Below are 17,619 nucleotides of genomic sequence, written 5' to 3'. Positions count from 1 at the left end.
GGGTGTGCCGATGGCCTCGATCCGGGTACGCCAGGCGCGCGACGAGGACCGCGCGGCGCTGGCGGCGTTGCACGAGCGGGAGTGGGGCGGGCCGATCGTGGTGGTCCACGACACCCGCTACGACCTGCGTGCCCTGCCCGCGCTGGTGGCGGTGGACGAGACCGGCGGGTTCGCCGGGGCGCTGGCGTACCGGGTCGACGCCGACGGGCTGGAGGTGGTCAGCCTGGCCGCGGCGGCACCGGGCAACGGCGCGGGCACCGCCCTGCTGGCCGCCGCGCAGGAGACGGCCACCGCCGCCGGGGCGGACCGGATCTGGCTGGTCACGACGAACGACAACCTGGGCGCGCTGCGCTTCTACCAGCGCCGGGGGCTGCGGATCGTCGCTGTGGACGCGGGCGCTGTCGACCGGGCCCGCGCGGTCAAGCCGACGATCCCGGAGGTCGGGGCGGACGGCATCCCGCTGCACGACGAGTTGCGCCTGGCCCGGCGCCTGACCGTGGCGGAGCGGCGATGAGCGGCCCGGTCTCCGCGGGCCAGGGCCGCGCCACGCCGGGCGACGTTCCGAGCTGTGTCTCGCTGACCACCGACTACGGGCTGGCCGACGGGTTCGTGGCGGCGTGCCACGGGGTGCTGGCCCGGCTCGCCCCGGCTGTCCGGGTGATCGACGTGACGCACCTGGTGCCGCCGGCCGACGTACGCCGGGGCGCGGCCGTGCTCGCGCAGACAGTGCCGTACCTGCCGTGGGGCGTGCACGTGGCGGTGGTCGATCCGGGTGTCGGCACCGCACGCCGAGGCATCGCGCTGGCCGCGCCCGGTGGGCTGCTGGTCGGGCCGGACAACGGGCTGCTGCTTCCGGCCGCCGAGGCGCTCGGCGGGGTGAGCGCGGCGGTGGAGCTGACCAACCCGGACTGGCTCGGCCCGGCCGTCTCCCGCACGTTCCACGGGCGGGACGTGTTCGCGCCGGTCGCCGCGCGGCTGGCGCTGGGCGCGCCACTGGCCGAGGCCGGTCCGGCCGTGGATCCGGGCACGCTGGTCCGGCTGCCGGAACCGGTGGTCCGCGCCGAGCCGGGCAGCCTCACCGCCGAGGTGCTGACCGTCGACCACTTCGGCAACGTCCAGCTCGCCGCGCCGGGCACGCTGCTCGACGGCCTGCCGCCCCGGGTGCTGGTGAACGGCCGGGAGGCGGTCCACGGCCGCACGTTCGGCGACGCCCCGCCCGGCGCCCTGGTGGTCTACGTCGACTCCGCCGGCCTGGTCGCCGTAGCGGTGAACAGCGGCCGAGCCGCAGAAACCCTCCACACCACCCCCGGCGCCCTCCTCACCCTCACCACCCCCCACCCTTGACCCCCGCGATCTTGCAGTTGGCGCCCCGGCACAGAGGACAAATGCCCCACCGAAAGGGCCGAAACTGCAAGATCAACGGGAGTCAGGGGGCGAGAGGGCAGGGTCAGCAGCGGGGGACGGTGCCGCCGTAGATCGAGGACAGGTACGCGTGGCTGACGTAGGTGCCGCCGACCAGGCGGTACCACCTCGTCGTGGTGCGATAGGTACCGGTGATCTTCTGCCCGGTCACGTAGCACTGCACCGGCACCTGGGCGTACGTGGCGGCCAGGCCGCGGCTCGCGTACGAGGTGCCCGCCCCGGCGCGCAGGTTCAGCGGCCCGGAGCCGACGACCGCTCGCGCCCCGCCACCTGTCCAAAGCAGCGTCACGTCCACCCACGCGTTGTCGGTGAGCCGCAGCCCGTCCCAGAACGTCCCGTCGGCCAGGTCCAGCCCGGCCGGGTTGCGCACGGTGCGTCCGAACTGGTCCAGCCCGCCGTTGTAGTTGCTCTGGTACGCCGCCTGGGCCTCGGGCCGCCCGCGCGGCAGGTCCTTCCAGTTCTCCCGGATCGACGACGGGTTCCACCAGTCGTCGCGGGTGTTCCACGGGCCGACGTCCCAGACCGGGGCGTACTCGCAGCGGCTTCCGCTGGTGGTGCAGACCTTGACCGTGTAGTCGCCGGTGCCACGCGGGGACAGTCCGCGCCGGCTGGGCAGCGCCGCGAAGTGGTCCCGGGCGCGTACGGTATGCCCGTTCGCGGTGGTGCCGCCGACCAGGCCGATCCGGGTCGCGTACACCCGGTAGGTGAGCGGGGCGGCCGGCTGGACCGCCGTGGTGGCGGCCGAGTCGGCGGCGAGCGTCAGCCCGGTGACGGTGGCCTCCGAGGCGGCGTCCCGGGTGGTCAGCACGACGCGCGCCTGCACCCGGCGGACCGGTTCGTCGAACACGGCCTCGGCGGCGTCGCGCCACTCGGTCCAGCCCCGGGCGCGCCAGCCGCGCACCTGGGCCACCGCCGTACCCCCGTCGCCGGTGCGGGCGGCGAGCCGGGCGCGTACCCGGGTGGCGGGCCGGTCCAGGACGCGCGGCGCGGAGAGCAGGATGCCCTCGGCGACCGGACCGCCCACGGCGGCCGGGCGGGTGCGGGCGGAGGGGCGGGGATCGGCCAGCCGGAGGCGGCCGGAACGCCAGGCGACGTTGACGTCGTCGCCACCGGCGACGGCGAGGTCGACGGACCAGCGTTCGGGGTCGGGCGCGCCGGCGCGAGCCGGCACGGCGGTGGACGGGTGCGCGGCCGACGCGGGCGTGCCGGGCAGTCCGGCGGCCACGGTGAGCAGGGCAGTCAGGGCGACGACGATACGACGTCCGGAATGAGCCATCAGCATTCTCCTCAGAACCCCCTGATCGTTGCGTTTCCGCTGATCAAGTGGAACCTCAGTACAAATGGCGACACATGCGAATTCTGTTCGGTAGGGAACAATGGCGGGGTGCCCGAAGGCGACACCGTCTGGAACACGGCGCGCGTCCTGGATCGCGCGCTGGCCGGGGCCCGGCTCACCGGGTCCGACTTCCGCGTGCCGCAGCTCGCCGCCACCGACCTGACCGGCTGGACCGTGCGCGAGTCGGCCAGCCGGGGCAAACACCTGCTGCTGCGCCTCACCGCGCCCACCGCAGCGCAGTGGACGCTGCACTCGCACCTGCGGATGGACGGCGCATGGCGCGCCTACACCCCGGGTGAGCGCTGGACGGCGCGGCCGGCGCACCTGATCCGCGTGGTGCTCCGCTCCCCCGGCGCGGTCGCCGTCGGCTACCACCTGCACGAGCTGGCGCTGGTGCCGACGGCCGAGGAGCTGTCGCTCGTCGGTCACCTCGGCCCGGACCTGCTCGGCCCGGACTGGGACGCGGACGAGGCGGTACGCCGCCTGGCCGCCGAGCCGGAACGCACCATCGGTGAGGCGCTGCTCGACCAGCGCAACCTCGCCGGGGTGGGCAACCTCTACAAGTGCGAGGTGCTGTTCCTGCGCGGGGTGTCCCCGTGGACGCCGGTGGGCGCGGTGCCGGACCTGCCGGGCACCGTCGCGCTGGCGCAGCGGCTGCTCGCGGCGAACCGGGGCCGCTGGACGCAGAGCACGACCGGGGTGCTGCGCCGGGGCGGGACCAGCTACGTCTACGGCCGCCGGGCCCAGCCGTGCCGGCGCTGCGGGACGGCCATCCGCAAGGAGGAACTGGGCGAACGGGTCACCTACTGGTGCCCGGTCTGCCAGCCCGACCGCTCGTGACGTGGAACTTCCACGAAACGCCAAAGATCGCCGAGAATAGGGACGATTGGGTACTTCCGTCCCACCCCCGTGGCGTCGCATGCTGCGATTGACCGCTCACCGATCGTCAGCAGCGCGTACGCCCGCCACGCCGGGGTGTCGGCCGGCGCGCCCCGACCCCGGGGAGAGCCATGGTGCTGTTCCGCAGACTCCGGCCGGGACGGCCCGACCGGGCCGGAGTCGCCGAGGAGACCGCGTTCACCGGTTCCGCAGCGCGGGGCGTTCCCGCCGCGCGCGCCGGCGACGACGAGCCGGGGACCACCCCGGCGAGCCTGGACCCGGCCGCCGTCCCGCGCCTGTTCGGCCCGGTGCCGAACACCGCCGCCAGCCCGCTGCCCACGCTCGACGCCGACGGCCGCCCGGCGCCCGGCACCGGCATCCGCAAGTTCGTCGACCCGCTGCCGCTACCAGGGCAGCCCGCCACCGACGGGCTCGGCGCCCGCCTGCCGGTAGCGGTCCCGGACACCATCACCTGGCCGGGCTGCGACTACTACGAGATCGGCCTCCAGGAGTACGCGCAGCGCCTGCACCGCGACCTGCCGGCCACCCGGCTGCGCGGCTACCGGCAGCTCAACCTGGGCACCGACGCCGCCGGCCACAACACGGTCAGCCCACCGGACCGCCCCTGGCACCTCGGCCCGATGATCGTCGCGCGGCGGGGCCGCCCGGTCCGGATCAAGTTCATCAACCAGCTCCCCACCGGACGGGCGGGCGAGCTGTTCCTGCCGGTGGACGAGACCGTCGACGGGGCCGGCGCCGGCCCGCTGGACGGTCCCGCGCCGTACCCGCAGAACCGGGCCGTGCCGCACCTGTCCGGCGCGCAGACCGGGTGGATCAGCGCCGGCAACCCGTGGCAGTGGGTGACCCCGGCCGGCGAGATCACCCCGTACCCGGCCGGGGTGGGTGTCACCCCGGTGCCGGACATGCCGCCGCCCGGCGCGGGCGCCACCACGCTGTACTTCCCGAACGAGCAGAGCGGCCGGCTGATGTGGCTGCACGACAACACGCTCGGCCTGTCCCGGCTCACCGTCTACTCCGGGCAGATCGCGCTGTACCTGCTCACCGACCCCGCCGAGGACCGCCTCGTGGACGACGGCGTGCTGCCCGCGGAACAGTTCCCGCTGGTGATCGAGGACAAGACGTTCGTACCCGACGACGCGCAACTCGCCGCCCAGGACCCGACCTGGGACCGGGACCGCTGGGGCGCCAAGGGCAGCCTCTGGCACCCGCACGTCTACCAGCCCCGGCAGAACCCGTACCGGCTCACCGGCGGCAACCCCACCGGCCGCTGGGACTACGGCCCGTGGACCCACGACCCGGACGGCGGCGCCAGCCCGTGGGTCGCCCCGGTGCCGAACCCGCACCACGACCCAGACGCCGACCCGGACGAGCCGCCGCTGGCGCCCGCCGTGCCGCACCCGTCGGCGGTGCCCGAGGCGTACGGGGACACCCCGCTCGTCAACGGCGTGGCCTACCCGTACCTGGAGGTCGCCCCGCGCGCGTACCGGTTCCGGATCCTCAACGCCTGCGCGGACCGGGCGCTCAACCTGCAGCTCTACCGGGCCGCCTCGGACGGCCCGATGTGGGCCGACGACGGCAGCCCGGCCGACCCGGACGCCGGCGAGGTGCCGATGGTCGAGGCGGTACGCGCGCCCGGGCGGCCCGCGTACTGGCCGGTGGACGGGCGCGACGGCGGCGTGCCCGACCCGGCCGCCGCCGGACCCGACCTGATCCAGATAGGCAACGAGAGCGGCCTGCTCCCCGCCCCGGTGGTGCTCGCCAACCGGCCGGTGGACTACCGCTACGACAGGCAGGACCCGACGGTGCTCAACGTGGACGGCCACGCGCTGCTGCTGGCCCCCGGCGAGCGGGCCGACGTGATCGTGGACTTCGCCACCGTGCCGCCGGGCAGCACGCTGATCCTCTACAACGACTGCCCCGCGCCGCTGCCCCGGTTCGACACGCGCTACGACCACCACACCGGCGCGCCCGACCGGACCGGCTCGGGCGGGCTGCCGCCGACCCGGCCCGGCTACGGCCCGAACACCCGCACGCTGCTCCAGATCCGGGTCACCGGCAGCCCTGCGCAGCCGTACGACACGCGCCGGCTCGCCGACCGGCTGCCCGGGGCGTACGCGCACAGCCAGCCGCCGCCGATCGTGCCGCAACCGGCGTACGACGCCGCGTTCGGCACCCACACCCCGCGTCCGACGCTCGTCGGCGCGCGGGACGGCTCGGTCACGTTCACCCCGCCCGGCGCGGCGGCCCCGGTCACGCTGCCGCTGGCGGTGAAGTCGGTCGGGCAGGTGTTCGAGCCCCGGCACGGCCGCGCCGTGGGCCGGCTCGGCGTCGGCCACCCGGTCAGCGGGCCGCTGCTGCCGGCCACGCTGCCGCTGGGCCCGGTCGAACCCGCCACCGAGGTGCTGCACGCCACCGACCCGGCCGTGCCGGTCGGCGCGCCGGGCGACGGCACGCAACTGTGGCGGATCGTCGGCGACGCGCCGCGCACCCATCCGGTGCACATCGAGGGCTGCGACGTGCAACTGGTCAACCGGGTCGGCTGGGACGGCACGCTGCGCCCGCCCGAGCCGGGCGAGCTGGGCTGGAAGGACACCGTCCGGGTCAACCCCCGGGAGGACGTCGTGGTGGCGCTGCGTCCCGTACCGCCGCCCCTGCCGTTCAAGATCAGCGACAGCGTACGGCTGCTCGACCCGTCCCGGCCCGCCGGCGCGCGGCTGGACGCGAGCCCGGTCAGCCCGGCCGACGGCCGCCCCGCCACGGTGGTCAACCAACTCGTCAACCTGGGCTGGGAGTACCGCTGGCAGACCCGCTCGGCGGGACTGCGCGACCAGGGCATGAGCCGTCCACTGGTGCTGCGGGTGGCACCCAAGGCGCCCACCGGGCTGACCGCCACCCCGGCGCCCGGCAGCGCCACCGCGCTGCCCGCCATCGCGCTGACCTGGACCGGCAACGGCAGCCGCCCGGTGCCCACCAGCCACCTGCTGCAACGCGCCACCGACAGCGCCTTCACCGCCGGGCTGACCGAGATCACCGTGGCCGCCACCGCGACCCGCTACACCGACGCGACAGTCACCCCCGGCGTCACCTACCACTACCGGATCCGCGCCGAGAACGCGGTGAGCTGCTCGTCCTGGTCGAATGCCGTACCGGCGGCGGTGCGTCTGGCCGCGCCGGCCCGGCTCACCGCGGCGGTGCCGCCGACCGCGCCGCTGCGGGTGGCGCTGCGCTGGGCGAACCACTCCTTCGCCACCGGTGTGGACGTGCAGCGCGCCACCAACCCGACGTTCAGCAGCGGCCCGGGGACCACTGCCATCGCCGTGGGCGAGAACCACGTGGACCCGGCCGTCGCGCCGGACACCACGTACTACTACCGGGTACGCACGACGTACCTCGGCGCGGCGTCCCCCTGGTCGACAGTGGCCCGGGTGACCACCCCGGCCCGGCCGACGACGCCCACGGCGGTGAGCGTCATCGCGAGCGCGCCGGGACCGGACACCGCCACCGTGACGCTGAGCTGGTCGGCCGAGACGCCGGCCGGACCGGGCGCCGGCTTCATCGTGCAGCGCGCCACCGACGCCGCGTTCACCAGGGAGCCGGCCACGTTCCGCGTCACCGGCCGCGGCTTCACCAACACCGGCCTGGCCCGCTCCACCACGTACTACTACCGAGTACGCACGACGAACGTGGTTGGCACGTCCCCCTGGACCCCACCAACCCCCATAACCACCCCCACCTAGCCCTCCCTCTCAGGGTCGATCATGAAGTTGACGGCAGTTTCCGAGATCAACAACACCGCCAACCTCATGATCACCGTGGCTGGCGGGAGCAACGCCCTGCGCTCACCCCGACACGGTCCGGTCCGCCTCGGTCGGCAACCCCGCCCGTTGATCAAGGAGTTTGTGTCCATTTCCCGCCCTCCACAGGACACGAACTCCTTGATCAACGGCCCACAGGCACGAGGGTCAAAGCACGGGAAAGGAGGCCCGCCCTAGCCGAACGAGGGCCGCACGATCATGAGGTTGACGGCGGAATCCGAGATCCACAACACCGCCAACCTCATGATCACCGGCGCTGGCGGGGCGATGGGCGGGTGTGGGGGTGCCTGACCGCGAGTTGCCCGCCCGGGCAGACCGAAGCCCTCCGCCCGCCCCCTGTCCGCGCCGGTGATCAAGGAGTTGGTGTACGGATTCGGCCCGCCTCAGGACACAAACTCCTTGATCAACGCGCGGGACGACCAGCGCGCGGGACGATCAGCGCGCGGGACGATCAACACGCGGGACGATCAGCGCGCGGGACGATCAACACGCGGGACGATCAGCGCGCGGGACGATCAACACGCGGGACGATCAGCGCGCGGGGGATCGGCGTGCGGCGGGGGCGGTCAGCGGCCGGGCTGGGGGGCTCGGAGGGGGGTGCGGAGTTCGGCCAGGGCCGAGGCCACCCCGTGCAGCAGGTCGGTGGCCTCGGTCAGCCGCGCGGCGGCCGGGTGCGCGGTGTCGGGACGGGCGTCCTCGGCTACGTAGCCGGCGGCGGCCACCACCAGCCGCTCGTACGCGGCCACCCCGTCCTCCAACTGGGCCACCAGCGTGGCGTGCACCTCGTCCAGCGTGCTCTGCGGGGTCAGCTTCGCCGCGCGTTCCACGCCCGCGACCCGGTTCGCCAGCTCACGCAGGGAACGATCGGCCTCGGCCGCCTCCCGGACCGCCGGCTCGGCCAGACCCGTCAGCCGTCCGGCGAGCCCGGCCAGGGTGAGCGCGGCCCGGTCCAGCCGTGCCCACGGCTCGGCCGCGGCGGTGCCGCGCAGCGCCATGCGGGAGCGGACCCGGCGTACCTCGGCCAGGACACCCGGCCCGACGGGCAGCCGCTCGACGGCGGCGACCAGCCGGGCGCGGGAGCGGGCGGCGGCCTCCGCCGGGTCGAGGGCGGGCGGCGCCGGCACTGCTGCGAGCGCCCGGTGGTCGGCCCAGCGCCAGGCGGCGATCGCGATGGCGCTGCCCGCGGCGCCGGCCCAGGCCGCGTCCGGCAGGCCCAGTCCGGCGTACGGGGTGAGCACCGCCGCGGCGCCGCCGAGCCCGCCGGCCAGCACGCTCCACCGTCGCGCCGAGTTGCGCAGCCTGCGCAACCTGCGGAAGTGTCGGGCCCGTTCGTCCGCCATGGTGTCCGCCCCTCCGTCAGCCGGTCGTGCTCTCCCCGGTGCCGCGTTCCCGGCTCATGCTGGCCCGGATCTCGTCGAGCCGGGCCGCGGCGGCCGGGTCGGCCGGCTGCCCGACGGCGGGGGTCTCCTGCCGGCCACCGAGCTGCTCGCCGGCCATGCTCGACCGGATCTGTTCCAGTCTCGCCGATCCGGCCGAGTCGAGCGTGGCCTTCTGGATCTCCAGCATCCGGCCCTCGACCGAGTTGCCGGCCAGCTCGGCGCGGCCCATGGCGGTGGCGTAGCGGCGTTCGATCCGGTCGCGGACCTCGTCGAGCGACGGGGTGTTGGCGGGTGCGGTGAGCGACGACATCGACTCCAGCGAGCGGGCCACGCTCTCCTGCATCTTGGCCTGCTCCAGCTGGCTGAGCAGCTTGGTGCGCTCGGCCAGCTTCTGCTGGAGGATCATCGAGTTGTTCTCGACCGCCCTGCGGGCCTGGGCGGCCGCGCCGAGCGCCTGGTCGTGCAGCGTCTTGAGGTCCTCCAGGGCCTGCTCGGCGGAGACCAGCTGGGTGGCCAGCATCTGGGCGGTCTGCTCGTAGCGCCCGGCCTCGGCCTCGTCGCCCCGGCCCCGGGCCTGGTCGGCCACTGCGAGCGCCTGCCGCGCGTTGCCCTGGAGCTGTTCCACCTCGGTCATCTGCCGGGACAGCTTCATCTCCAGCTGGCGCTGGTTGCCGATCACCGCGGCCGCCTGCTGCACCAGCGCCTGGTGCTGGCGCTGCGCCTCCTCGACGGCCTGCTGGATCTGCACCTTCGGATCGGCGTGCTCGTCGATCTTCGCGCCGAAGAGCGCCATCAGGTATTTCCAACCCTTGACGAACGGGTTAGCCATCTCCGCCTCGTCCCCTCAGTAGCGTCGCGCCTACATCGTTCCAGCCGGACGCCACTCCGGCACCCGTACGCTCCTGATCAACAGTACGACGCGGACGCCAGCACCGCCCACGACGCGACAGCCGGGGTCAGGCGGCGCAGACCACGTCCCGCTCCGCGGGGCGTACCCGGGTGCTGCGCAGCGTGGCCTTGAGCGGCGAGTCCTGCCGGACCTGGACGGCGACCGCGCCGTCGGTGGTGACCTGCCGGACACCGCGGTTGGTCGCCTTACGCACGGCGGCCGTGGCCACCGGGGCCGGCTCGTCGGCCACCGGGACCAGCACGCCGGGCATCTGCTCGGCGAGGGCGACGGTGTCGCTCACCTCGCGCAGCAGTTCCGACAGGCGGGCGCCGAGCGCGTCGCAGATGGCGGCCAGCAGCTCGCTCGACGGTTCCTTCTGGCCGCGCTCGATCTCGGAGAGGTAGCCCAGGCTGACGTTGGCGGCGGACGACACCTCGCGGAGGGTGCGGTGCTGCCCCTGCCTGCGTGTCCGCAGCGCGTCACCGATCACCCGGCGTAGCAGGACCATCGCACCTCCCCCTGGACGGGACCACCATGCCCGGCCGAGCCGCGCCGGGCGCCGGACGCGGAAACCGCTCCGGCGCCGACGGCGACCGTCGGAGCCTTCCCGCAACCGTACCCGTTGGTTGCCACGACGACATCCCACCCCGCCTCTGAAAATCCGTGCGGATCGGCCGGCCGGCGGGCCCGCGGCCGGGCGTGTCGGCGCCGGGCCGGCTCATCGGCGGCCGGCCCCCGCCGCCTCGGCGGCGTCGGTGTCCTCGGGAAGTTCGATGCGGTCGGCGAGCAGGCGCAGCGCCTCGATCACCACGGCCGAGCGGATGTGGTCGCGGCCGCCGTCGAGGTCGAGCCGGCGTACCTGCGTGCCGTCCGGCCCGGCGACCGCCACGTAGACCAAGCCGACCGGCTTGCCGTCCTGCGGCTCCGGCCCGGCGACGCCGGTGGTGGCCAGGCCCCAGTCCGCGCCGCACCGCTGCCGTCCGCCCTCGGCCAGGGCGGCGGCCACGTCGGGGTCGACCGGGCCGCGCTCGGCCAGCAGGTCCTCCGGTACGCCGGCGAGCGTCGCCTTGAGTTCGGTGGCGTAGACCACCATGCCGCCCCGGTAGATCGAGCTGACCCCGGCGATCTCCACGACCGCCGCGGCGAGCAGCCCGCCGGTCAGCGACTCGACGGTGGCCAGCGTCTGGCCGCACTCGTGCAGGCGGTGCACGACGGAGGCCGCCGGGTTGCCGGCGGGCCGCTGGTGTCTCTCGTCGGTGTCCATGCCCGCCCTCTCTTCCCGCGCCAGGGCGGCTTACTCTTCGGCCGCCCGGAGCGACGAGCCGGCTGCCCGGGTCAACGGGCCGGACGCCGCAGCCGCAACGCCTGGGCGATGTAGTCGAACCCGGTGACCACGGTGACCACCACCGCCGCGCCCATGATCCACGGACCGATCGCGGCGAGCGCCTCCGGCATCGGCCAGAGGTACCAGGTGATCGCCAGGATCTGCAGCGCCGTCTTGACCTTGCCGCCCCGGCTGGCCGCGATCACGCCGTGCCGGATCACCCAGAAGCGCAGCCCGGTGATGCCCAGCTCACGGGCGAGGATCACCACAGTCACCCACCAGGGCAGGCGGTCGTAGACGGAGAGCAGCACCAGCGCGGCGCCGGTGAGCGCCTTGTCGGCGATCGGGTCGGCGACCTTGCCCAGCGAGGTGACCAGCTCGAACCGGCGGGCGATCCAGCCGTCGACCAGGTCGGTCGCCGACGCCACCACGAAGATCAGGCAGGCGGCCATCCGCCAGCCCGCGTGGGTCATCGCGGACGCGACCACGGTGGCCGCGAAGACGGGCACCAGCACCAGGCGCGCGCCGGTCAGCACATTCGCCGCGTTGAGCAGCGGTACGGGGGCGGCCGCCGTCGACTCCGCGCCCGTCATGTCCCGCATCGCCCCACGTGGCTTCCCCGCTTCGTCCGGGCCCGCCGTCACCGTACCGCGCCGGGCGCCGCCGAGATCATCTCATCCGGTACGGCGACCAGGTCCACGCCCTCGGTGGCGGTGACGGTGGCCCGGACCAGGTCACCGGGGCGCAACGCGGCCAGGTCGACGCCGCCGCCGACCGGCGCGACGAGCGTGGTCGAGCCGTCGACCTCGGGCGCCTGGTGGGCGGCCCGCCCCTCCACCACGCCGTCGGCGACCGAGTCCACAAGCACCTCCACCGTCGCGCCGAGGCGCTCCTCGGCGCGCTGCGAGCAGAGTTCGTCGGCCAGCGCGCTGAGCTTGTCGTACCGCCGCTTGATCGTGGCGGCGGAGACCTTGCCGGCCAGTCCGGCGGCCTCGGTGCCGTCCTCGTCGCTGTAGTCGAACATGCCGATCGCGTCCAGCCGCGCCTCGGTCAGGAACCGGACCAGCTCGGCCACGTCCTGCTTCGTCTCGCCGGGGAAGCCGACGATGAAGTTGCTGCGCGCGCCCGCGTCCGGCGCCAGCGCGCGGGCGGAGGCGAGCAGCTCCAGGAACCGGTCGGTGGAGCCGAAGCGCCGCATCCGGCGCAGCACCGGCTCGCTGGAGTGCTGGAACGACAGGTCGAAGTACGCGGCCACGCCGGGCGTGGTGGCGATCACCTCGACCAGGCCGGGCCGGGTCTCGGCGGGCTGGAGGTAGCTGGCGCGGACCCGCACGATGCCGTCGATCGCGGCGAGCTGCGGCAGCAGCTTCTCCAGCGCGCGCGGGTCGCCCAGGTCCTTGCCGTACGAGGTGGAGTTCTCGCTGACCAGCACCAGCTCGCGGACGCCGGTCTTGGCCAGCCACTCGGCCTCGGCGAGCAGCTCGTCCGGGGTACGCGAGACGAACGCCCCGCGGAACGCCGGGATGGCGCAGAACGCGCAGCGCCGGTCGCAGCCGCTGGCGAGCTTCAGCGAGGCCACCGGGCCGGTGTCGAGCCGGTGCCGCAACACCTGCCGCAGGTGCGCCGGGGTGTGCGCGTCGGTCTCCGGCGCGACCCGGGCCGGGGTGCCGTGCCCGGGCAGCGACACCGCCGCGTCGCGGCGCTTCACCGGGGTCAGCGGCAGCAGCTCCCGCCGGTCGCGGGGGGTGTGCGCGCCGATCGCCTCACCGGCGAGCACCGAGTCGAGCCGGGCGGCGATGTCCGGGTAGTCGTCGAAGCTGAGCACCGCCTGCGCCTCGGGGAGGCTGTCGGCCAGCTCACGGCCGTACCGCTCGGCCATGCACCCGGCGGCGACGACCTTCGCGCCGGTGTCGGCGGCGGCCAGCAGCGTCTGGATCGAGTCCTGCTTGGCCTTCTCGACGAAGCCGCAGGTGTTCACCACCACCACGTCGGCACCCTCGCCGTCGGTGGTGACCTGCCATCCGTCGGCGTGCAGCCGGGCGGCCAGCTCCTCCGAGTCGACCTCGTTGCGGGCGCAGCCGAGGGTCAGCAGGGCGACCCGGCGCCCGTCGGATTGCGGGGTGGAGGAGGTGGCAGACACCATCCGAGGGTACCGGGCCGGTTCCGTACCGCCACGCCGCCCGTCCGGCACGCTCAGCGGGCGGGAGCGGCCACGCGGGCCAGCCGGTCGAGCAGGAACACCTCGGTGCCGGCCAGACCGGTGGAGCAGAAGACCGAGATCTGGTCCGCGCCGGTCCGGCCGGGGACCGCCCCGGCCAGCACCGCGCCCAGGTCGCGCAACCGACCGGCGTACGGCTCGACGGCGGCGAGCATCGGCGGCACGTACGCGGCGGCCTGCCCGGGTGAGTCGGTGACCAGCAGGTCGGCGGCGTCGAGCAGGTCGGGGCCGAACTCGTGCCGGTCGGTCTGCTTGAAGCCGACGGTGTTGACGTGCGTGCCGGGGGACAGGTCGGCGGCGTCGATCACCGGGACGGTGCTGGTGGTGGCGAGCACCACCACGTCCCGGTCGCGCACCGCGGCGGCGGCCGAGCCGACGGCGCGGGACGGCACGCCCAGCTCGGCGCGGACCCGGGCGGCGAACGCCTCCCGCCGGGCCGCCGAGCGGCTGTACACGGTCACCTCGCGCAGCGGCCGGACCGCCGCGGCGGCCCAGACCTGGGTCCACGCCTGCCGGCCGGAGCCCACCACGCCGAGGGTGGCGGCGTCCGCGCGGGCCAGGGCGTCCACCGCCACGCCACCGAGTCCTCCGGTACGCCGGGAGCCGAGTTCCTCGCCGACGGCGATGGCGCGTACCGCGCCGGTGGTCGCGTCGTGCAGCACGACCAGTTGACCGCTCTCCGGGTGGCCGAACGTGTCGTAGGAGCGGAAGCCGTACCACTGCCCGGTGAGGTGACCGGCGGTGAGCACCATCCGGCCCCCGCCCAGCGGCGCGGACGCCCGGGGCGGGGCGATGAGCCGCCCGGCGTATGCGGCCAGCAGCGCGTCCCGCATGGCCGCGACGGTGAGCGGGGCGTCCACGGCGGCCGCGACGTCGTCGTCGGAGAAGAGCACGGTCATGCCTTCCATCGTGCAACCTGAAGTTGACGTCAACTCCACTCATGGTGGGCTTTCTCACCCCGCCGCCCGTTCCGCCCGGCCGGTGCTACCGTCGGCCACGACGGCCCGCGGGCCGTCCCGGACGAGTGGTGGGCGTACCCGGTCAGGCCAAGACGCCCCGCGTGACCCGACCGTCGCCCGGCCCGCTCCACGCCGGGCCCGCCCGTCAGAGGTGATCTCATGGCCTGGCTCGTACTGGTGCTCTCCGGACTCCTGGAGACCGCGTGGGCGATCGCGCTCGATCGCAGCGCCGGCTTCACCCGTCCCCTCCCCTCCGCCGTCTTCGGCGTCACGCTCGTCGGCAGCATGGCCGGCCTGGCGTACGCGCTGCGCGACATCCCGGTCGGCACCGGCTACGCGGTGTGGGTCGGCATCGGCGCGGTGGGCACCGCGCTGGTGGGCATGCTCGCGCTCGGCGAGCCGGTCAACCTGCCGCGCGTGGCCTGCCTGCTGCTGGTGGTCGCCGGCGTGATCGGATTGAAATTGTTCGCCTGATCGATGCCGCATCCGGTTTGGACGACGCGGCGGCCGGGGTACCGGATCTTTCGTTGACCGGTAGCGAGATCACTCACGGAGGAACCCCATGGCCGACATCCACGCCAGCGCCCGTCCGCGTACCAACGCCGCCCGGATCTGCACGATCATCGCGTTCGTCTTCGCGGCTCTCGCGATCTTCCTGTCCCCGCTGATCTTCGGCGTCCTCGGCCTGATCCTCGGCATCGTCGGCGCCGTCCTCGGCGACAAGCCGCTGGGCTGGTACGCCGCCGCCGCGAGCGTGGTCGGCGCGATCATCGGCGCCGTGCTCGTCGCCGCGCTGCTCAACTGAGCCGGAAACCGCCGACGGCGGCTCCCACCTGACGGTGGGGGCCGCCGTCGTCCGTCGTGGGTCGTCAGTCCTCGCCGCCGCGCAGGCCGGCCAGGACCTCCTCCAGCTCGTCCGGCTTGACCAGCACGTCGCGGGCCTTGGAACCCTCGGACGGCCCGACCACGCCGCGGGTCTCCATCAGGTCCATCAACCGGCCCGCCTTGGCGAAACCGACACGCAGCTTGCGCTGGAGCATCGAGGTCGACCCGAACTGCGAGGTGACCACCAGCTCGACCGCCTGCACGAGCAGGTCCAGGTCGTCGCCGATGTCCTCGTCGATCTTCTTCTTGCTGTCCTGCGCCGGGGCGAGCACGTCCGGGCGGAACTCCGGCTCCCGCTGGTCCTTGCAGAACTTGACCACGTCGGCGATCTCGCGCTCGGTGACCCAGGCGCCCTGGATGCGCTGCGGCTTCGACGCGCCCATCGGCAGGAACAGGCCGTCGCCGCGGCCCAGCAGCTTCTCCGCGCCGGGCTGGTCCAGGATGACCCGCGAGTCGGCGAGCGAGGAGGTGGCGAACGCGAGCCGGGACGGCACGTTCGCCTTGATCAGGCCGGTGACCACGTCCACCGAGGGCCGCTGGGTGGCCAGCACCAGGTGGATCCCGGCGGCGCGGGCGAGCTGGGTGATCCGGACGATGGAGTCCTCCACGTCGCGCGGCGCGACCATCATCAGGTCGGCCAGCTCGTCCACGATCACCAGCAGGTACGGGTACGGCCGCATCTCCCGCTCGCTGCCCGGCGGCGCCTTGATCTCGCCGTTGCGCACCTTGCGGTTGAAGTCGTCGATGTGCCGGACCCCGTTGGCGGCGAGGTCGTCGTAACGCATGTCCATCTCGCGGACGACCCACTCCAGCGAGTCGGCCGCCTTCTTCGGGTTGGTCACGATCGGCGTGACCAGGTGCGGGATGCCCTCGTAGCCGGTCATCTCGACCCGCTTCGGGTCGATCAGCAGCAGCCGCACCTCGTCCGGCGTGGCCCGGGTCAAAATGGACACAAGCAGACTGTTGAGGCAACTCGACTTGCCCGCGCCGGTGGCGCCCGCGATCAGGATGTGCGGCATCTTCGCGAGGTTGGCCACCACGTAGCCGCCCTCGATGTCCTTGCCGAGCGCCACCACCATCGGGTGGTGGTCGCTGGTCGCCTCGCGGGAGCGCAACACGTCGCCGAGCGACACGTTCTCCGGGTCGGTGTTCGGGATCTCCACGCCGACCGCGCTCTTGCCCGGGATCGGGCTGAGGATGCGCACGTCCGGCGACTTCACCGCGTACGCGATGTTGCGGGACAGCTGGGTGATCCGCTCGACCTTCACGCCCGGGCCCAGCTCCACCTCGTACCGGGTGACCGTCGGGCCGCGGGTGAACCCGGTGACCGCGGCGTCCACGTCGAACTGCTCGAAGACGCCGGTCAGCGCGGCGATCACCTCGTCGTTGGCCTTGCTCCGGCTCTTCGGCTTGGCGCCGCTGCCGAGCAGGTTCGCCGGCGGCAGCGTGTAGTCGCCGGCCAGCCCGGTGAGCGCGAGCTGCTCGGCGCGGGTGGGCAGCGGCGAGTGCTCCGGCGGCTCGACCGGCTTGCGGTTCGCCGGCACCCGCGGCGGCTTGCGCGGCAGCACGAGCGTCTCCTGGAGGTCGACGCCGGCCAGTTCGTCGTCCGGGTCCAGCGGCTCCAGCGGCGACGGCATCCGCTTCGCCGGCCGCTTACGGGCCGGCTTCGCCGCCGCCTCGGCCTCGGCTTCCTCCTCATCGTCCTCGGGCGCGGCCGGGTCGGCGCGCAGACCGAGCCGCTCCGGGATCTTGTTGATCGGGGTCGCGGTGACCACGAGCAGGCCGAACACCAGCAGCAGAAGCAGCAGCGGCATCGCCACCCACGCGGTCACCGCCGACTTCAGCACGTCGCCCACGCCCGCGCCGATCAGGCCGCCGGCGTAGTCGCGCTGGACCTCGTCGACCGGGTTCTGCCCGATGTGCAGCATCGAGGCGGTCGCCAGCATCATCGAGCCCCAGCCGACCAGGCCGCGACCGCGGTGCTCGGGGTCGGCCGGGCTCCGCATCAGCCGCCACGCGCCGACCATGAACAGCACCGGAAGGATTATCGAGATGGCGCCGATGAACAGCCGTACGGTGTCGGCCAGGTGCCGGCCCACGGGCCCGGCGCCGCCGCCCCAGATGCCCACCGCGCTGAGGATGGCCAGGCCGAACAGCAGCAGCCCGGCGCCGTCGCGGCGGTGCTCCGGATCCAGCTCCCGGGTGGACGCGGCCTGCCGGCCGGCGGCCCGGAACGCCCAGCCCACCGTGTGGGCCAGTCCCATCCAGACGGCGCCCGCGGCGCGGCCGACGAACGCGGCCGGGGCCGGCCCGCGGCGCGCCGGCCGCCGCGCCGGTTTCCGCGCCGCCGCCTTCTTCGCCGGTTGCCGGGCGCGGTTGTTCGTGGTGCCACGCGGCGACGCGCCGCGCCGCCGGCTCGCCTGAGAGGTACGGCCCGCCATAGAGTCACGGTAACGGCGGCACCCGGTGGAACGCCGCTTTTCCGGGTCGTG

At 74.3% G+C, this 17,619-nt stretch carries 15 protein-coding genes and 1 riboswitch; of the genes, 6 read left to right on the top strand and 9 right to left on the bottom strand.

Features of this window, described 5'->3' with window-relative positions:
• Positions 1-10: 10 nt before the first annotated feature.
• Positions 11-514, top strand: coding sequence for a GNAT family N-acetyltransferase (locus J3R08_RS07180; RefSeq protein ID WP_064447100.1), 504 nt, complete (start codon positions 11-13; stop codon positions 512-514).
• Positions 511-1,344: an S-adenosyl-l-methionine hydroxide adenosyltransferase family protein gene (locus J3R08_RS07175; protein WP_064447099.1), complete on the top strand. Its 834-nt coding sequence runs from the start codon at positions 511-513 to the stop codon at positions 1,342-1,344. The genes J3R08_RS07180 and J3R08_RS07175 overlap by 4 nt, the downstream gene beginning before the upstream one ends.
• A gap of 103 nt (positions 1,345-1,447) precedes the next feature.
• On the opposite strand, the gene J3R08_RS07170 is transcribed toward J3R08_RS07175, so the two are convergent.
• Entirely contained in the window at positions 1,448-2,698 is a 1,251-nt protein-coding gene (locus tag J3R08_RS07170) for a hypothetical protein (RefSeq protein WP_064447263.1), read from the bottom strand.
• Between the two features lie 108 nt (positions 2,699-2,806).
• Between J3R08_RS07170 and J3R08_RS07165 the strand changes: the two genes are divergently transcribed.
• Together J3R08_RS07165 and J3R08_RS07160 are read left to right on the top strand one after the other, a co-directional pair.
• The gene (locus J3R08_RS07165; RefSeq protein ID WP_064447098.1) at positions 2,807-3,598 is read left to right on the top strand and encodes a DNA-formamidopyrimidine glycosylase family protein; all 792 of its coding nucleotides are present in this window, start codon (positions 2,807-2,809) and stop codon (positions 3,596-3,598) included.
• A 170-nt stretch (positions 3,599-3,768) separates the two neighbouring features.
• On the top strand, positions 3,769-7,395 hold the full coding sequence (locus tag J3R08_RS07160) for a multicopper oxidase domain-containing protein (RefSeq protein WP_064447097.1): 3,627 nt from the start codon (positions 3,769-3,771) through the stop codon (positions 7,393-7,395).
• Between the two features lie 644 nt (positions 7,396-8,039).
• Here J3R08_RS07160 and J3R08_RS07155 read toward each other — a convergent pair.
• From J3R08_RS07155 to J3R08_RS07125, 7 genes are all read right to left on the bottom strand, one after another.
• Positions 8,040-8,813, bottom strand: coding sequence for a hypothetical protein (locus J3R08_RS07155; protein WP_043325768.1), 774 nt, complete (start codon positions 8,811-8,813; stop codon positions 8,040-8,042).
• A gap of 16 nt (positions 8,814-8,829) precedes the next feature.
• Complete coding sequence (locus J3R08_RS07150) at positions 8,830-9,681, bottom strand: PspA/IM30 family protein (RefSeq protein WP_030503385.1); 852 nt, start codon at positions 9,679-9,681, stop codon at positions 8,830-8,832.
• A 127-nt stretch (positions 9,682-9,808) separates the two neighbouring features.
• Entirely contained in the window at positions 9,809-10,249 is a 441-nt protein-coding gene (locus tag J3R08_RS07145; RefSeq protein WP_043325770.1) for a helix-turn-helix domain-containing protein, read from the bottom strand.
• A 210-nt stretch (positions 10,250-10,459) separates the two neighbouring features.
• Positions 10,460-11,005 (bottom strand): CinA family protein, encoded by a 546-nt coding sequence (locus J3R08_RS07140; protein ID WP_209960425.1) that lies wholly within the window; start codon positions 11,003-11,005, stop codon positions 10,460-10,462.
• 71 nt (positions 11,006-11,076) lie between these two features.
• Positions 11,077-11,658 carry a CDP-diacylglycerol--glycerol-3-phosphate 3-phosphatidyltransferase gene (gene pgsA, locus J3R08_RS07135; RefSeq protein ID WP_187693674.1) on the bottom strand — a complete coding sequence of 194 codons (582 nt, stop codon included), beginning with the start codon at positions 11,656-11,658 and terminating at the stop codon, positions 11,077-11,079.
• A 47-nt stretch (positions 11,659-11,705) separates the two neighbouring features.
• The gene (rimO, locus tag J3R08_RS07130) at positions 11,706-13,208 is read right to left on the bottom strand and encodes a 30S ribosomal protein S12 methylthiotransferase RimO (protein ID WP_043325775.1); all 1,503 of its coding nucleotides are present in this window, start codon (positions 13,206-13,208) and stop codon (positions 11,706-11,708) included.
• Positions 13,209-13,258: 50 nt separating this feature from the next.
• Entirely contained in the window at positions 13,259-14,182 is a 924-nt protein-coding gene (locus J3R08_RS07125; RefSeq protein ID WP_187693670.1) for an ornithine cyclodeaminase family protein, read from the bottom strand.
• A 96-nt stretch (positions 14,183-14,278) separates the two neighbouring features.
• Positions 14,279-14,344, top strand: a riboswitch (guanidine-III (ykkC-III) riboswitch).
• Positions 14,345-14,401: 57 nt separating this feature from the next.
• Between J3R08_RS07125 and J3R08_RS07120 the strand changes: the two genes are divergently transcribed.
• Together J3R08_RS07120 and J3R08_RS07115 are read left to right on the top strand one after the other, a co-directional pair.
• Positions 14,402-14,716: a multidrug efflux SMR transporter gene (locus J3R08_RS07120; protein WP_043325778.1), complete on the top strand. Its 315-nt coding sequence runs from the start codon at positions 14,402-14,404 to the stop codon at positions 14,714-14,716.
• A gap of 88 nt (positions 14,717-14,804) precedes the next feature.
• On the top strand, positions 14,805-15,047 hold the full coding sequence (locus J3R08_RS07115; protein WP_043325780.1) for a hypothetical protein: 243 nt from the start codon (positions 14,805-14,807) through the stop codon (positions 15,045-15,047).
• A 64-nt stretch (positions 15,048-15,111) separates the two neighbouring features.
• On the opposite strand, the gene J3R08_RS07110 is transcribed toward J3R08_RS07115, so the two are convergent.
• On the bottom strand, positions 15,112-17,568 hold the full coding sequence (locus tag J3R08_RS07110; protein ID WP_043325782.1) for a DNA translocase FtsK: 2,457 nt from the start codon (positions 17,566-17,568) through the stop codon (positions 15,112-15,114).
• Positions 17,569-17,619 lie beyond the last annotated feature (51 nt).

It is taken from the genome of Micromonospora sp. HB375 (assembly GCF_017872985.1).
Classification (GTDB): Bacteria; Actinomycetota; Actinomycetes; order Mycobacteriales; family Micromonosporaceae; genus Micromonospora; species Micromonospora chalcea.
This window is presented reverse-complemented; position numbering and strand designations above follow the sequence as displayed.

Coding starts and splice junctions, on each gene's coding strand:
- J3R08_RS07115 (WP_043325780.1), top strand. CDS start 14,805: ATGGCCGACATCCACGCCAGCGCCCGTCCGCGTACCAACGCCGCCCGG.
- J3R08_RS07140 (WP_209960425.1), bottom strand. CDS start 11,005: ATGGACACCGACGAGAGACACCAGCGGCCCGCCGGCAACCCGGCGGCC.
- pgsA (WP_187693674.1), bottom strand. CDS start 11,658: ATGACGGGCGCGGAGTCGACGGCGGCCGCCCCCGTACCGCTGCTCAAC.
- J3R08_RS07125 (WP_187693670.1), bottom strand. CDS start 14,182: ATGACCGTGCTCTTCTCCGACGACGACGTCGCGGCCGCCGTGGACGCC.
- J3R08_RS07150 (WP_030503385.1), bottom strand. CDS start 9,681: ATGGCTAACCCGTTCGTCAAGGGTTGGAAATACCTGATGGCGCTCTTC.
- rimO (WP_043325775.1), bottom strand. CDS start 13,208: ATGGTGTCTGCCACCTCCTCCACCCCGCAATCCGACGGGCGCCGGGTC.
- J3R08_RS07155 (WP_043325768.1), bottom strand. CDS start 8,813: ATGGCGGACGAACGGGCCCGACACTTCCGCAGGTTGCGCAGGCTGCGC.
- J3R08_RS07160 (WP_064447097.1), top strand. CDS start 3,769: ATGGTGCTGTTCCGCAGACTCCGGCCGGGACGGCCCGACCGGGCCGGA.
- J3R08_RS07145 (WP_043325770.1), bottom strand. CDS start 10,249: ATGGTCCTGCTACGCCGGGTGATCGGTGACGCGCTGCGGACACGCAGG.
- J3R08_RS07175 (WP_064447099.1), top strand. CDS start 511: ATGAGCGGCCCGGTCTCCGCGGGCCAGGGCCGCGCCACGCCGGGCGAC.
- J3R08_RS07180 (WP_064447100.1), top strand. CDS start 11: ATGGCCTCGATCCGGGTACGCCAGGCGCGCGACGAGGACCGCGCGGCG.
- J3R08_RS07110 (WP_043325782.1), bottom strand. CDS start 17,568: ATGGCGGGCCGTACCTCTCAGGCGAGCCGGCGGCGCGGCGCGTCGCCG.
- J3R08_RS07170 (WP_064447263.1), bottom strand. CDS start 2,698: ATGGCTCATTCCGGACGTCGTATCGTCGTCGCCCTGACTGCCCTGCTC.
- J3R08_RS07120 (WP_043325778.1), top strand. CDS start 14,402: ATGGCCTGGCTCGTACTGGTGCTCTCCGGACTCCTGGAGACCGCGTGG.